Genomic DNA, 15,702 nt, shown 5'->3' with positions numbered 1-15,702 from the left:
GTATGTGCAAAATATGCATTTGTAGATACATTATATGGTAAAAGAAAAGTGTTTTTGAAAATACTTTTTCAGAGGGAATCAAAAAAAACAGAATTATTTAAAAACAGAATAATTACCCCTTTTATTCGTGATATATTTTTTACGAATGAAAAACGTAGTATTTTTCCTTACTATTTTCTTATGGAGTAGTATCCTGATCGCTCAGGAAAAGGAGCAAGATTCAATCTCATCTAAAACTGAAAAACTTGACGAAGTTCTTGTGAAATCGGTACGTGTAGATGCGGATTCACCCATTACACACTCTAACCTTTCTAAAGAAGAAATTGCCACTAGAAATTTGGGGCAGGATATTCCTATCTTATTAAATTACTTGCCAGGAGTAGTAACTACCACTGATGCAGGTACGGGAGTAGGTTATACCTATATTCGGGTTCGAGGAAGCGACGCGTCTAGAGTAAATGTAACCCTTAACGGAATACCTTTTAATGACGCAGAGAGTCAAGGTACTTTTTGGGTCAATTTACCTGATTTTGCATCATCTGTAGAAAATTTACAATTGCAAAGAGGTGTGGGTACTTCTACAAATGGTTCTGGTGCTTTTGGAGCTAGTCTAAATCTACTTACCGATGCTGTTTCTAAAGAAGCTAATGGAGAAATTTCGAATTCATTTGGATCTTTTGGTACCAGAAAACATAATGTAAAATTTAGTACAGGCTTACTTAATGAACATATCGAAATAGCAGGACGTCTATCTGCAATTGCTTCTGATGGATATATAGATAGAGCTTCTTCTGATCTTAAATCGTATTTTTTGCAAAGTTCTTATGTAGATGATAATACCTTGGTTAAGGCAGTAGCTTTTGGAGGGCACGAAATCACTTATCAATCCTGGAATGGGATCGATGCAGAAACACTAGAAACTGATAGGACCTTTAATTCTGTTGGGCAGTATACCGATGACGAAGGAACTATTCGTTTTTATGATAATGAAGTAGATAATTACAAACAAGATCATTACCAGTTGCACTGGAATCAAAAATACAATAATAATTGGTCTACAAACCTAGGGCTTAATTATACCTACGGTAGAGGTTTTTTTGAACAATACAAAGAGGACGAAGATTTTGAAGATTATGGGTTCACACCTATAGAACTTGGTGGTGAAACAATAGAAACAACAGACTTGATACGCCGTAGATGGTTAGATAATGATTTTTATGTAATCAATGCTTCTGCAAATTATAAGAATGATAAGCTAGATATTGATTTCGGAGCATTTTATAGTCTATATGACGGAGATCATTTCGGAGAAGTAATTTGGGCACAAAATGCGGGTGGTTCAGAAATAAGAGATCAATATTATTTCGGAAATGGTGAAAAAACAGAGTTCACAGTTTTTGGAAAAACTACCTATAGAGTTAACGATAAGTGGAGTGCCTTTTTGGATCTTCAAGGTCGATTTGTAGGTTATGAGACTTCGGGAGAAACCTCGGATCTAGTAACACTAGAACTTGATGAAAGTTATGATTTTTTTAATCCAAAATTAGGAGCAACATTTCAGCTTAATGACACGAACCAGTTTTATACATCATACGCTCGTGCCAATAGAGAACCCAGAAGAAGTGATTTTGAAGTAGGGATTACTACCGCAGAAATATTGAATGATATCGAATTAGGATGGAGATACGCCAACAATAAAGCGATTGTGAATACAAACCTTTATTATATGTGGTATAAAGATCAATTGGTGCTTACAGGAGCATTAGATGATGTAGGAGCGCCAATTAGAGAAACAAGTGGTGAAAGCTATCGCTTAGGAATAGAAATTGATGCCGATATTACCCTTTCTGAAAAATTTAGACTGAAACCAAATATTGCAATAAGTACTAATAAAAATAAGGATTTCGTAACTTCTAGGGACGGAGGGTTGGTTAACTTAGGTGATACTAATATTTCATACTCACCCGAAATTGTTGCAGGAAACATGTTAGTATATCAACCTATCAAAAGCTTGCAACTAGGATTTTTATCTAAATATGTAGGGGAACAATATATGGGGAATATTGATAGTGAAACCTCTAAGTTAGATGGTTTTTTTACGAATGATCTTAATATAGTGTATGAGATTAATGATATTCCTGTTTTTAAATCCATTGTGCTCACAGGTTTGATTAACAATATTTTTGATCAGGAATTTGTGTCTAATGGATACTTTTTTACGTACGATGATGATTTTAGTAATCCAGGGACTATCACCACGATCGAAGGAGCTGGATACTATCCACAAGCAGGAATCAATTTCTTACTTGGTGCAACGCTAAAATTCTAAGGGATTTTTACTTACGCCCAGTGTATGCAATAGCATTTTGTGATGAAGTGGGCTAAGACTAAAACAAGGCTGAAAAATTAAATTCAGCCTTGTTATATAATTTTATTATTTTTGACATATAAACTTTAGGGGTGTATCCATAGCAATGGATTCTGAGAAATACCCTTTGAACCTGATTCGGTTAATACCGACGAAGGGAAAAGTTAATATTACATTTTAGTATAGATGTGATATTTCTTCTTCAAACTAGGTGACTTACCTAAGGTTTATGGATTAATATATTGAAGATATGACCATAAACGTTAATAATCAATCGCAAAATATTACAGAAAATAGTTCTGTACAAAGCTTGCTAGAACAATTGAATATTGCTTCTAACGGAATTGCAATTGCAATAAATAATCAAATAGTTTCTAGAAATAATTGGAACACGATGTGTCTGCAAATAGGTGATGATGTAATCATCATAAAAGCAACACAAGGAGGCTAATAGATCCCAGTTTTAAACCTTTGTTCAAAAGGGGAGCATAGAAAGTCAAAAAACAGAACATTTTTTAGATAAAAATACACACAACAATAAAATTTTATGAAGAAGAAAGATACAGCACCACAAGAAGGAAAAATAACCACAACACCTTTTCCTAGTTCAAAAAAGATTTATGTTTCAGGTTCAATTCATCCTCAACTTCGTGTTGCTATGCGCGAGATCGAATTGACAGATACGGTCGATTCTATGACAAGAAAAAAAACGCCAAACGATTCGGTTGTCGTTTATGATACCAGCGGTCCATATACAGATCCAGATAAAAAAATTAATGTACATGAAGGTATAGAGCGAATAAGAGAACAATGGGTTTTGGATCGTGGTGATGTAGAAGAATTAGACAGTTTTTCTTCAGCGTATTGTAATGAGAGATTAAATGATACTTCTCTGGATCACTTACGATTTGATCATTTGCATAAACCAAAAAGGGCGAAGAAAGGGAAAAACGTTTCGCAAATGTATTATGCGAAACAAGGGATTATCACTCCCGAGATGGAATATGTTGCTATTCGAGAAAATCAAAAAATACAAGAAGCAAAACGTTTATCCAAACAGCATCCAGGGCAAGATTTTGGAGCTAGTATTCCAGAAGTAATTACAGCAGAATTTGTAAGAGAAGAAGTTGCCAGAGGTAGAGCAGTAATTCCATCAAATATTAATCACCCCGAAGCAGAGCCTATGATTTTGGGGCGTAACTTTTTGGTAAAAATTAATGCAAATATTGGGAACTCTGCAACTACATCTAGTATTGAAGAAGAAGTTGAGAAAGCTGTTTGGGCATGTCGTTGGGGTGCGGATAATATTATGGACCTTTCTACAGGTCAGAATATTCATGAAACAAGAGAGTGGATTGTACGTAACTCACCCGTACCTATAGGAACAGTACCGATTTATCAGGCACTAGAAAAAGTAAACGGAAAAGCAGAAGATTTAACTTGGGAAATCTTTAAGGACACATTAATAGAACAAGCAGAACAAGGAGTAGATTATTTTACGATCCATGCAGGTGTACGTCTAGCATATGTGCCTATGACTGCCAAGAGAATTACAGGGATTGTATCTCGAGGAGGATCGATTATGGCGAAGTGGTGTTTGGCACATCATAAAGAAAGTTTCTTATATACGCATTTCGAAGAAATCTGTGAGATTATGAAAGCATATGATGTGGCATTTTCTCTAGGAGATGGATTGCGCCCTGGGTGTATTGCAGATGCAAATGATGAGGCGCAATTTGCAGAATTAGAAACTTTGGGCGAGTTAACAAAAATAGCCTGGAAACATGATGTACAGACCTTTATTGAAGGACCAGGACACGTCCCTATGCATATGATTAAAGCCAATATGGATAAACAATTAGAGGCATGTGGTGAAGCACCTTTTTATACACTAGGACCTTTGACAACCGATATTGCCCCGGGATATGATCATATTACTTCTGGGATAGGAGCAGCGATGATTGGTTGGTATGGTACAGCAATGTTATGTTATGTAACACCAAAAGAACATTTGGGACTACCCAATAAAGAAGACGTGCGTGTAGGAGTAATTACTTATAAACTAGCTGCACATGCTGCTGATTTGGCAAAGGGGCACCCAGGAGCTCAACATAGAGACGACGCCTTAAGCAAAGCGCGTTTCGAGTTTCGTTGGGAGGATCAGTTTAATTTGGCATTAGATCCCGAGAGAGCAAGAGAATATCATGATGAGACATTGCCTGCAGATGGAGCAAAAATTGCACATTTCTGTAGTATGTGTGGTCCAAAATTTTGTTCAATGAAGATTTCTCAGGAAGTACGTGATTATGCTGCTCAAAAAGAAATTGATGATCAAAAAGCATTAGAAGAAGGAATGCAGGAAAAAGCAGAGGAGTTCAAAGAAAAAGGAAGCGAAGTGTATTTGTAATTTGTACTACTGTTTCTATTTTCAGGAGCTGGTTCCCGCTCTATGCTATATCTTTTTTATAGTTGTTTTGTCGAGAACAACTATAAAAAAGGATGCCGCTGCGATCGGGGCTAGTTTAGAATATGAATAATGAAAAAAGCGTAGTTTTTTACTAATAGCTAACAAATAGATATGCTAATCATAATTACCTCAGAAAGAGAATTAGAAAACGAAGCGGATCGAATTAACACCTTATTCGAGAATGGTTTAGAAGTGTTGCATTTTAGAAAACCAACCTTGGATATTCAGGGATACAGAGCATTACTTACTAAGATAAAACCTCAGTTTTTAGATAGAATAATGTTGCATCAATTTCATGAATTATGCATAGAATTGGGACTTAGAGGGGTTCATATTCAGGAGCAACCGCGATTAGATTTGGATGAAGAGCTGGGAGCTTATGTTAAGAGCTTTATGGATAAGAATTACAAAGTAAGTAGTTCCTTTCATTCCAAGGAAGATATTAGTAATTGTCCTGTTGATTTCGAATATGTATTATTAAGCCCCGTTTTTAGCTCAATTTCTAAAGCAGGTTATCAAGGAAAAGGGTTTGATGTCAGGGATCTTGATAAATTTGTTGTAGGAATGGGAGGAGTAAACGCTGGGACATTGCAAGCTATTTTTGATCTAGGTTACAAGGGAGTTGGTGTTTTAGGAGGAGTATGGAATACAGAAGATTATTTAGGAAGCTTTTTAGAAATTAAGAAAGCTAATGACGAGCTAATAAGGATGCAGAGATAGAGAATGAAAACACGTCCAAACATATTAACCATTGCAGGTTTTGACCCATCAAGTGGGGCAGGATTTACAGCCGATATCAAAACAATAGAAGCTTTAAAAGGATACGGATTAGCCGTTTGTAGCGCCAATACTATCCAGAATGATATGTTGTTCGAAACGTGTCATTGGACTCCCATAGAGGTGATTAAAAATCAAATTGACATTTTATTTGATCGTTTTACTATTGATGTGGTTAAAATTGGGATTGTTCAGAATTGGTTCGTGTTAAATGAAATTATAGATCGGCTGTTACAAAAAAGTAAGGATATCAAGATAGTACTAGATCCAGTTCTTACAGCAAGTTCAAATTATAACTTTCATAACAAAGAAGTACTGACTAAAACACAGCAGCTAAAATCTCAAGATCATTTTGATCAGATTTTAGATAAAATTTATTTGTTAACACCTAATTATAAGGAGATAGAACAGTTATACACTGACAAAACAATAGAAGAAACAATCACATATATTAGTAGTAAAACGAACCTGTTTTTGAAAGGAGGACATCGAAAGGATACCATAGGAAAAGATGAACTTTTTACAAAAAAAGGAAAACACTTTATCCTGAATCCAAAAGGTGAAAACAATTACGAAAAACATGGTAGTGGTTGTGTGTTGTCATCGGCAATAACTACATATTTGGGTAGGGAGTTGCCTTTACTTCAAGCTTGCTATAGAGCAAAAAGATATACAGAAAAAGTATTGAGCTCTAATAAAACATTACTAGGTTATCATAGGATATAGGGTTTTACAATAAAGCATGAAAGAAGTTAAGAAAGAAGGAATATATGAATCAAAGCAAAAAATTAAAAAGACTTAAATGACTCCTTTACAATATATTTCTCAAGGAAAAACACCAGAAGAGCACCTTAAACATATAGAAGAGGTATGCAAAGCAGGGTGTCGTTGGGTACAATTACGTCTCAAAGAGTATGATATGGCTACGTGTCTAAATACAGCTATTAAGTGTAGGGCGATTTGTGACACCTATGATGTTACTATGATTGTCAATGATAATATAGGGGTTGCCAAGGCGGCAATGGCAGATGGTATTCATTTGGGATTAGAAGATGTGCATCCAAAAGAAGCTCGAAAAATAGTAGGCGATAATTTCATCATAGGTGGTACCGCTAATACATTAGAAGATTGCTTGCTTCAGATTAATAATGGAGTGGATTATATTGGCTTAGGTCCTTTTAGATACACAACAACCAAAAAGAAGTTAAGTCCGATTTTGGGAAATGAAGGATATAATAAAATACTAGCAGAATTAAGAAGTAAACATCATGATGTTCCAATTGTTGGTGTTGGTGGGATTACATCAGATGATATTTCAGAAATTTTTGATACGGGTATTTCGGCAATTGCTGTTTCGGGAATGTTGACGAATCAGTCTGATATAGAAAAAACGATTACTAGGATAAACAGCACATATGATCAAAAGATTAAATAGAATAAAAGAAAGTATAGAATGGATATGTTAAAAATTGCAGATAAAGAATTTTCTTCTCGTCTATTTACCGGGACAGGAAAGTTTAGTTCTTCATCGTTAATGAGAGATGCTTTGCTAACTTCAGAAAGTGAGTTAATTACTGTAGCATTAAAGCGTGTCGACGTTACTAATGAACAAGATGATATATTAAATCATTTGAATCACTCGAGAATTAATTTGTTACCTAATACATCAGGAGTTAGAGATGCCAAAGAGGCGGTATTTGCTGCTCAATTGGCAAGAGAAGCATTGCAAACTAATTGGGTGAAATTAGAAATTCATCCTGACCCTAAGTATTTATTACCCGATCCTATTGAAACCCTAAAAGCAGCAGAAGAGCTGATTAAATTAGGATTTGTTGTTATGCCCTATATTCATGCAGATCCTGTATTATGTAAACGATTAGAAGAGGTGGGGGCACAATGTGTAATGCCATTGGGAGCCCCAATTGGTAGTAACAAAGGGTTAAAGACTCTTGAGTTTTTAGAAATTATAATTGATCAAAGTAATGTTCCAGTCATTGTAGATGCCGGTATTGGTAGCCCGTCGCATGCTGCTCATGCTATGGAGATTGGAGCAGATGCTGTTCTAGTGAATACTGCAATTGCAGTTTCTCAAAACCCTATAGCAATGGCAAATGCTTTTAGAATGGCAGTGGCAGCAGGACGTATGGCATATAATGCAAAATTAGCACCTATTCAGCAACACGCAGAAGCTAGTAGCCCATTAACTTCATTTTTAACGAAATGAAGCTATTAGCTGATAACTCTGGGCTGATGATAGATATAATTTTAAAAGCGAGTACTAAAAAGCAATGAGAAATTTTAGGAATTATGGTGTTTGGATAAAGTCAAATCAATGTACGTTGGAGGGATACAAAATATCAAAAAAAAATCCAAAGGATGAGATGTTTGGGTTGATTTCGCAATTGAGAAGAGATTCTAATCCTACAAATATTGCATCAGCGGCCGAAGTAGCGTATCTAATTGAATTTTATGAGAATACTGAATATGTCCAAGATAAAGAATTTGAGATATTAAATTCGAATATAGTAGAAATAAGAAAAATGTTAAACGTATTACATTCAACTGTAAAAAAGGGATAATTAATTTGAAGCTTTTGGTGAATAGCCAGAAGCTAAATGCTAACAGCTATGAATACTTTCAAGACGCTATTCGATAAATATAATTGGGACCAAATTCTTGTAGATATTAATGCAAAAACAGAAGAAGATGTCAGGAGAGCTTTGCAGAGATCAAAGCGAGATTTAGAAGATTTTAAAGCATTAATTTCTCCGGCTGCCACACCATATATAGAGGAGATGGCACAACTAAGTAATGCTATTACTAAAAAACGTTTCGGAAATACTATACAAATGTATGCACCGATGTATTTAAGTAATGAATGCCAGAATATATGTACTTATTGTGGGTTTAGTATGACCAATAAAATTCCTCGACGAACATTAACAGATCAAGAAATTTTGAAGGAGGTTGATTTTCTTAAATCAAAAGGATACGATCATATCCTTTTGGTAACAGGAGAAGCAAACAAAACAGTTGGGGTTGATTATATCAGTAATTCAATAAAATTGATTCGGTCAAAATTTGCTAACATTACAATAGAAGTACAGCCACTAGATGAATCAGAATATGAACTTTTGCGAAGTAATGGTTTATATGCAGTATTGGTATATCAGGAAACGTATCATCGAGAAGAATATAAAAAACACCATCCTAAAGGGAGGAAGTCTAATTTTGACTATCGTTTAGAGACTCCGGATCGATTGGGTAGAGCAGGGATTCATAAGATTGGGTTAGGAGCACTTTTTGGTCTTGAGGATTGGCGTGGCGACAGTTTTTTTACGGCTTTACACTTGCAGTATTTGCAAAAGACCTATTGGAAAACAAAATATTCTATATCATTTCCCAGATTGAGACCGCATAGTGGGGGATTAGAGCCTAAAGTAGCAATGACAGATACAGATCTTGTTCAGCTAATTTGCGCTTTTAGATTATTCGATGAGGATGTAGAACTCTCGATGTCTACTCGAGAGAGTGAGTTGTTCAGAGAACATATTGTCAATTTAGGAATTACTTCTATTAGTGCTGAGTCCAAAACGAATCCTGGCGGATATGCCGTTGATCCACAATCCTTAGAACAATTCGAAATCTCTGATGAACGCACTACAGAAGAGGTGGTTAAAATGCTTAAGAGCAAAGGCTTAGAAGTGGTCTGGAAAGATTGGGCACATAATTGGCAATAATGTCAATAATATAAAATTTAAAAAAGGTGTTAATTGCTGATTGATAATATGTTTCCAGTTCGTCTAATGGCATATGCCCGTAGACTGAATTGTCCTTCTCCTTCAGTTTGCTGCCCCGTTATAATGTTATATGAATTACCGTCTTCGCAATCACAAGTTGCCGTCAAACCATTGATAGTTTGTGTAGAACAAGAACTAGGCACATGATTAGGATCACTTAACTCAAAAGCACTAAACTGTGTGTCATTTAGATTATAAATTATAATTCCTTTGATACTACCATTTTCTGTTTTGTCGACATAATGATTACCAGAAAACTTGAGGTCACTAAACTGAGGAAGGTCTAGATTAATCTGATAATTAATACTTGTTGAAGGTAAAAATTGGTTGTTATCACTACCATCATCGCTACTGCAGGATAAAATTAATAAAGTAAGAAGTAGAAATACAATCTTTTTCATAACGCCGGTATTGTGGAGCCAAATTACGTAAATTTGTGGTCTTCAGTAAATTTTTTATTATCTTTGAATATAGAATCCCATAGCTATGGGATTTTTTGTATTTATATAAACGATGAAGTTATGAGCAAAGTATCTTATTATACTGCAGAGGGGCTAAAAAATTTAAGAGACGAACTAAATCAGTTAAAAGATGTTGAACGTCCAAAAGCTTCTCAAGCAATAGCAGAGGCGCGTGATAAAGGAGATTTAAGTGAGAATGCAGAGTATGATGCAGCAAAAGAAGCGCAAGGATTATTAGAGATGAGAATTTCTAAATTAGAAGAAACCCTTGCCAATGCGAGATTGATTGATGAGTCTCAATTAGACACCTCAAAAGCACTAATACATTCTACGGTAAAGATCAAAAATCAAACGAATGGTGCTGAAATGATTTATAAATTAGTAGCACAAAGCGAAGCAGATCTTAAAACAGGAAAAATATCCGTAGATTCCCCTATAGGTAAAGGACTTTTGGGTAAAACTGTAGGAGAAATTGCAGAAATACAAGTGCCTAATGGAACAATGAAATTTGATGTTGTAGAGATTTCTAGAGAATAGAAAATCTAACATTAAGCTATTAAAAAACTCCTTTTTAATTTTATAAAAAAGGAGTTTTTTTGGTTTTGACTTACACATAAATAAACTATATTTCCCGTAATTATATACTAACTAATAAACAAAGTAATGCCTACCCTATTTACTAGAATTATTGATGGAGAAATACCATCGTATAAGATTTTTGAGGATGATAACTATTATGCCTTTTTGGATATCAACCCCAATGCAAAAGGACATACATTATGTATTCCTAAAAAAGAAGAGGATAAAATTTTTGATCTAGATGAAGATGCATATTTGGGACTTATGGGGTTTTCTCGAAAAGTTGCTAAGGCCCTTGAAAAAACTGTACCTTGTAAACGAGTAGGAATCGCCGTAGTAGGACTAGAAGTGCCTCATGTGCATGTACACCTGATTCCGCTGAATGACATGAAAGAAATGACTTTTCAGCATAAAGTTTCGATGTCTGATTCTGATTTTGAAATATTAGCATCAGAAATTCGATCGAATTTTTAATCTGGATTTATGGAAAAAACAGCGTTTAAATTATCGTTACAGTTGCGTATTGATTGGAGTGAGATGGATACCTATCAGCATGTTAATAATGTAAATTTCATGAAATATATGCAAAGTGCACGGGTGCAATTTTGGGAGGTAACAGGATTGGTAAAATTATATGCAGAAACAAAAAAAGGTCCAATGCTGGTATCAACGAAATGTGATTTTAAACATCCATTATTTTTTCCTGGTAATGTAATGATTAAAACTAAGGTTGCATTTGTAAAAAACACAAGCTTTGGATTATATCATGAATTGTATAATGATGCAGGTGTATTATGTGCCGAGGGACACGATGTGGCAGTTTGTTTTGACTTTAATATAGATAAAACGTTTTTAATAACGCCAGAATTGAGATCACGTATAGAGCATTATTCATAACTATTTGCTCATAGGTTCATTTCTACGTAAAGTAATAAGACAAGTAGAATAATGCATTGTTTTTATAATCCAAAAATAGTTGGATCGAACAAATAAACACCGATAGCAATTAAAATTGCTAAAAGTATAAAAGTGACAAAATAAAAAGGTTTAGTAAATTGTATGGATCCTTTTTTTCGGGGGATCGTTTTCTTGTGATAGTTGTATACTCGCTCGATATCTAGTGTCCATTGTCCCGGAAAAATTTCATTTTCACACTTGGTACAAAAAATATTCTCAACAACATTACTTTTTGTTTTTATTAAAAATTTTGAAGTAGTCATTTGCTGTTTAAACGAAAGGACCATACCATCAGTAGAATAACATTCGGGACAATTATTGGTAAGAGTTGTTTCTTTTAAGGTAATATACTCTGTCTTCACATTGTTTCAATTTGATGTTAAGTGTATAACTGACTTTATAAATAAAATATTGTTATATAATATTCATTTTTTTAATTGTGTTTAGTAGGTCACTTTACAGGATTAATTTTAAGAATTAAAATAAAAACATCAGTTTTCTTGAGTTATTAATAAAGAAAGACTAAATGGTCACTCCTGATTTTCTTAGTATAATCTGAAAAGTAGTTCCTTTGCCAATATCAGATTTGAGAACTTTTATTTTTCCCAAGTGATATTCTTCTATAATTCGTTTTGATAATGATAAACCAAGTCCCCATCCCCTGCTTTTTGAGGTGTATCCTGTTTCAAATATTTTAGTGAATTTACTTTTAGGGATTCCTTTGCCACTATCTTTTATCTGTATAAAAACCCGTTTTGCATCCTCAGTAAGGTCGATTTTTAGATCTCCTTTTCCTCGCATTGCATCAATCGCATTTTTAACAAGATTCTCTATGGTCCAACTGTAGAGTTGAGAATTTAGGGATACTGTAATTGGTTTTTTGGGTAGGTTTAAGGAAAAATTAATTAGTTTAGAACTCCTAGACTCAAGGTAGGTATATGCGTTCCTTGTTTCTTCAACAATATCTACTTCTTCAAGATTAGGAATAGAACCAATTTTAGAAAACCGCTCGGTAATTACTTTTAATCGTTCAATATCTTTTTCTATTTCATACAAATACTCAGGATTTACATTTTCGGATTTGAGTATTTCATTCCATCCAACCAGCGATGATAAAGGTGTTCCTATTTGATGTGCAGTTTCTTTGGCCATACCAGCCCATAACTTATTTTGTTTACCAGCGTAAGAGGTAGTGAAGAAGAAATAAATAACGCCAATAAGTAAAAATATAATGATGGCAATTGTCATAGGGTAATATTTAAGCTTATTCAGAATGTCTGAATTGCCATAATAAATGTATTGCACTGTATCTTTATTGAGATTAAGTTTTATAGGTTTGTTCTCTGCTCTTAGTTTTTTTAGGTAAGACTTCAGTTTTGATTCACTTTCTATGACGCTTTGAGATAGGTTTTGGAAATAACTAGGGTCTGGTTTTCCTGAAGTATCTGTTATAAAATTACCGTCGGCGTCTGTAATTATAATGGGGCTTGATTTATTTGTAGATCCAATTAGAAGTGATAATTCTAAGTAGTCGTCTGATTGTTCACTATTTAGTGCTTTTTGTGACTGTGCCCAAACCTGAACTTTTGTGCGCTCATCTTCTTTAAGTCGCTTTAAAAATAATGAAGTATTCCATAATACAAGCCCAGTGATTACCAAAACAGCAATGATAATGAAATAGCTCGAAAAATTACGTTCATCAGAAAAATTCATAGAGGTTTGTTAACTAAATCTTAAATATAACCGTTTTATAATAATTTTATTGCAAATCTTCTGGTCTGTAGTTCAGAAATCTGCCAAAATAGGGGGTTAAGTTGTCGTAGTTTGTCTCGAGTTGACTAAAATATAAAACTATATCCGTTTAACCTTCTTTATGTCAAAGAACTTCGTTGCTAAACTGTCAAAAACTGTAATAAATTGTCTTTTTGTGTTTCTTTTGTTAGTTGAAGGCTCAGACGTTTATGAGCTTGTAAACTTTGGTTATCTTTGTTTAAAATAGTTACAGTATGAGTATGATGACAATAGATCCATCACAAGTTACTACCGCAAAATTGCATGGATTCATGCTAGGTGCCATTGGTCCTAGACCCATAGCTTTTGCGAGTACTGTAGATAATCAGGGTAACCCTAATTTATCTCCTTTTAGTTTCTTTAATGTTTTTAGTGCGAATCCACCAATTCTTATTTTTTCACCGGCAAGAAGGGTGAGGGATAATACAACAAAGCATACGCTAGAAAATGCAAAGACTACGAGAGAAGTAGTTATAAATATTGTAAACTATGATATTGTACAACAAATGTCGCTTTCTAGTACAGAATATCCCAAAGATATTGATGAGTTTGTTAAATCTGGTTTAACACCTTTACATTCAGAAAAAGTTAAGCCATTTAGAGTTAAAGAATCACCTGTACAGTTTGAATGTAAAGTGAATGAAGTAGTGGCTCTGGGAGAAGAGGGAGGAGCAGGTAATCTAATTATCTGCGAGGTTCTTCTTATGCATATTGACAAAGAAATTCTTGACGAGAATAATAAGATAGATCAACACAAAATAGATCAGGTGGCCCGTATGGGAGGCAATTGGTATACAAGGGCAAATTTGGGAATGTTTGAAGTGCCTAAACCTCTAAGCAGTATAGGGATCGGTGTTGATTTACTACCTGATTCGATAAAAAAAAGCACAATTCTTACAGGTAATGATTTAGGTAAACTAGCGAATAAGGCAGAAATTCCTAAAAAAGAAGAGGTTTTAGAATTTGTTAATAACCATAGTGATATTATGGATAAAATAGAAGGTGCTAACCTAATAGAAATTCATAAATTTGCAAAGCAGTATCTTGATATAGATGATATTGATACCGCATGGAACATTTTAGCAGCAAAATAATAATATAGTAAGATGGAAGTACAAGGTAAAGTAAAAATGATCGGTGAGACACAAACCTTTGGTAGCAATGGTTTTAGAAAGAGAGAAATTGTAGTAACTACAGAAGAACAATATCCGCAATCGATAATGGTAGAGTTTGTTCAGGATAAATGTGATTTATTAAATGCTTTTCAGGTTGGCCATGATGTAAAAATTAGCATCAATTTACGTGGTAGAGAATGGGTAAACCCACAAGGAGAAACTAAATATTTTAATTCAATTCAAGGATGGAGAATAGAGAGTTTGCAGCCAGCTGCTCAAAATGCTTCTGCTCCTCCGGTTCCTCCTGCAGATGCTTTTGAACCTGCTACAGATTTCTCAAAAGAAGAGCATGATGATTTGCCATTCTAAATAAATATTCATTTTTGAACCTGTAGTGTGTTTTATGAAGGTCTAATACGACTTATAAACTTGAAGATATAAGTGTTTAATACACTTTACAAATTTCTTAAAGTAGTTTTACTTCATAAAATCAGGTAAGATAATAGATAGCAAATAGCTTCAAAAATAAAAAAGTCCGATACAAAATATCGGACTTTTTCCTATTGTTATTTATGCTGACCTTTTAATAAAAACTTAAAAAAGCAATGATGAACAAAATTTATCTTAAAAGGCACTAACAAATATTGCGATTTTTTTGGTAATTTCAAACAACTAATTGACTTTTAACGTTGTATATTTTTATAGCTGTATTTTGCATATCTTAACAAATGTCATAGAATTTCCGCCTGTAGAAGATGCTAATATTGATGGTTTATTAGCAATTGGTGGGGATTTGTCTGTACGTAGACTTTTAGAGGCCTATCAGAAAGGTATTTTTCCTTGGTACAATGAGGGGGAACCTATTTTATGGTTTAGTCCGGATCCTAGAATGGTACTTTTTCCTTCAGAATTAAGGATCAGCAAGAGTATGAAACAGTTGCTTAGAAAACAAGCATTCGAAGTTCGCTTTAATACTAGTTTTAGCCTTGTGATAGATAATTGCGCGATGATCAAGAGGTCAGATCAAGAGGGTACTTGGATTACTGATGATATGAAAAAAGCGTATAAAAAACTTCACAATTTGGGGTATGCTATTTCTGTTGAGGTTTGGGATCAATCGAATTTAGTAGGTGGGTTATATGGGATCTTGCTACAAGATAAGAAAGTCTTTTGTGGTGAAAGTATGTTTTCTAAGGTCAGTAATGCCTCAAAATTTGGTTTTATTAAATTGATTGATTGGCTAGCACAGAAAGATATAAAGTTAATCGATTGTCAGGTGTATACTGACCATTTGGCAAGTTTGGGAGCCCGAGAAATCCCCAGAGCAGAATTTTTGGAGTATTTAAAATAATTTTATAATTAATTCATTAGTAACATATAACTAAAG

Annotated in this window: 18 protein-coding genes and 1 riboswitch; of the genes, 15 read left to right on the top strand and 3 right to left on the bottom strand. The window is 34.2% G+C overall.

The features are described from left to right. Positions 1–145 precede the first annotated feature (145 nt). The 9 genes from DZ60_RS0114465 to thiH all read left to right on the top strand — a co-directional run bounded on the left by DZ60_RS0114465 (position 146) and on the right by thiH (position 9,352). Complete coding sequence (locus DZ60_RS0114465; protein WP_025742757.1) at positions 146–2,329, top strand: TonB-dependent receptor; 2,184 nt, start codon at positions 146–148, stop codon at positions 2,327–2,329. 117 nt (positions 2,330–2,446) lie between these two features. Next, a riboswitch (TPP riboswitch) is annotated at positions 2,447–2,545 on the top strand. A 73-nt stretch (positions 2,546–2,618) separates the two neighbouring features. Further along, a complete protein-coding gene (gene thiS, locus DZ60_RS0114460; RefSeq protein WP_025742756.1) occupies positions 2,619–2,819 on the top strand; it encodes a sulfur carrier protein ThiS in 201 nt (66 codons plus the stop codon). Between the two features lie 96 nt (positions 2,820–2,915). Continuing rightward, positions 2,916–4,775 (top strand): phosphomethylpyrimidine synthase ThiC, encoded by a 1,860-nt coding sequence (gene thiC, locus DZ60_RS0114455; RefSeq protein ID WP_025742755.1) that lies wholly within the window; start codon positions 2,916–2,918, stop codon positions 4,773–4,775. Between the two features lie 171 nt (positions 4,776–4,946). Next, positions 4,947–5,555, top strand: a complete 609-nt coding sequence (locus DZ60_RS0114450; protein WP_025742754.1) for a thiamine phosphate synthase — start codon at positions 4,947–4,949, stop codon at positions 5,553–5,555. A gap of 3 nt (positions 5,556–5,558) precedes the next feature. Then, complete coding sequence (locus DZ60_RS0114445; protein ID WP_025742753.1) at positions 5,559–6,338, top strand: hydroxymethylpyrimidine/phosphomethylpyrimidine kinase; 780 nt, start codon at positions 5,559–5,561, stop codon at positions 6,336–6,338. Between the two features lie 76 nt (positions 6,339–6,414). Beyond that, entirely contained in the window at positions 6,415–7,047 is a 633-nt protein-coding gene (gene thiE / locus DZ60_RS0114440) for a thiamine phosphate synthase (protein WP_025742752.1), read from the top strand. Between the two features lie 18 nt (positions 7,048–7,065). Continuing rightward, positions 7,066–7,836 carry a thiazole synthase gene (locus DZ60_RS0114435; protein ID WP_025742751.1) on the top strand — a complete coding sequence of 257 codons (771 nt, stop codon included), beginning with the start codon at positions 7,066–7,068 and terminating at the stop codon, positions 7,834–7,836. Between the two features lie 64 nt (positions 7,837–7,900). Beyond that, positions 7,901–8,191, top strand: a complete 291-nt coding sequence (locus tag DZ60_RS0114430) for a four helix bundle protein (RefSeq protein WP_025742750.1) — start codon at positions 7,901–7,903, stop codon at positions 8,189–8,191. A gap of 48 nt (positions 8,192–8,239) precedes the next feature. Continuing rightward, positions 8,240–9,352, top strand: a complete 1,113-nt coding sequence (thiH, locus tag DZ60_RS0114425) for a 2-iminoacetate synthase ThiH (protein WP_025742749.1) — start codon at positions 8,240–8,242, stop codon at positions 9,350–9,352. A 29-nt stretch (positions 9,353–9,381) separates the two neighbouring features. Here the strand turns inward: thiH and DZ60_RS0114420 are convergent, their stop codons facing one another. Continuing rightward, positions 9,382–9,813, bottom strand: a complete 432-nt coding sequence (locus DZ60_RS0114420; protein WP_025742748.1) for a Rieske (2Fe-2S) protein — start codon at positions 9,811–9,813, stop codon at positions 9,382–9,384. Positions 9,814–9,933: 120 nt separating this feature from the next. On the opposite strand from DZ60_RS0114420, the gene greA reads away from it, so the two are divergent. From greA to DZ60_RS0114405, 3 genes are all read left to right on the top strand, one after another. Next, positions 9,934–10,410, top strand: coding sequence for a transcription elongation factor GreA (gene greA / locus DZ60_RS0114415; protein ID WP_025742747.1), 477 nt, complete (start codon positions 9,934–9,936; stop codon positions 10,408–10,410). A 126-nt stretch (positions 10,411–10,536) separates the two neighbouring features. Further along, complete coding sequence (locus DZ60_RS0114410) at positions 10,537–10,926, top strand: HIT family protein (protein WP_025742746.1); 390 nt, start codon at positions 10,537–10,539, stop codon at positions 10,924–10,926. A 9-nt stretch (positions 10,927–10,935) separates the two neighbouring features. Next, positions 10,936–11,349 carry an acyl-CoA thioesterase gene (locus DZ60_RS0114405; RefSeq protein ID WP_025742745.1) on the top strand — a complete coding sequence of 138 codons (414 nt, stop codon included), beginning with the start codon at positions 10,936–10,938 and terminating at the stop codon, positions 11,347–11,349. A gap of 62 nt (positions 11,350–11,411) precedes the next feature. Here DZ60_RS0114405 and DZ60_RS0114400 read toward each other — a convergent pair whose 3' ends face one another. After that, positions 11,412–11,771 (bottom strand): hypothetical protein, encoded by a 360-nt coding sequence (locus tag DZ60_RS0114400; protein WP_025742744.1) that lies wholly within the window; start codon positions 11,769–11,771, stop codon positions 11,412–11,414. 160 nt (positions 11,772–11,931) lie between these two features. Beyond that, entirely contained in the window at positions 11,932–13,122 is a 1,191-nt protein-coding gene (locus DZ60_RS0114395; protein WP_025742743.1) for a sensor histidine kinase, read from the bottom strand. 299 nt (positions 13,123–13,421) lie between these two features. Between DZ60_RS0114395 and DZ60_RS0114390 the strand changes: the two genes are divergently transcribed. The 3 genes from DZ60_RS0114390 to aat all read left to right on the top strand — a co-directional run bounded on the left by DZ60_RS0114390 (position 13,422) and on the right by aat (position 15,666). Then, positions 13,422–14,294, top strand: a complete 873-nt coding sequence (locus DZ60_RS0114390) for a flavin reductase family protein (RefSeq protein ID WP_025742742.1) — start codon at positions 13,422–13,424, stop codon at positions 14,292–14,294. Between the two features lie 12 nt (positions 14,295–14,306). Continuing rightward, entirely contained in the window at positions 14,307–14,684 is a 378-nt protein-coding gene (locus DZ60_RS0114385; protein ID WP_025742741.1) for a DUF3127 domain-containing protein, read from the top strand. Positions 14,685–15,027: 343 nt separating this feature from the next. Continuing rightward, positions 15,028–15,666 carry a leucyl/phenylalanyl-tRNA--protein transferase gene (gene aat, locus DZ60_RS0114380; RefSeq protein WP_025742740.1) on the top strand — a complete coding sequence of 213 codons (639 nt, stop codon included), beginning with the start codon at positions 15,028–15,030 and terminating at the stop codon, positions 15,664–15,666. The last annotated feature ends 36 nt before the right edge of the window (positions 15,667–15,702 follow it).

The sequence above is a fragment of the Aquimarina pacifica genome (genome assembly GCF_000520955.1).
Classification (GTDB): Bacteria; Bacteroidota; Bacteroidia; order Flavobacteriales; family Flavobacteriaceae; genus Aquimarina; species Aquimarina pacifica.
This window is presented reverse-complemented; position numbering and strand designations above follow the sequence as displayed.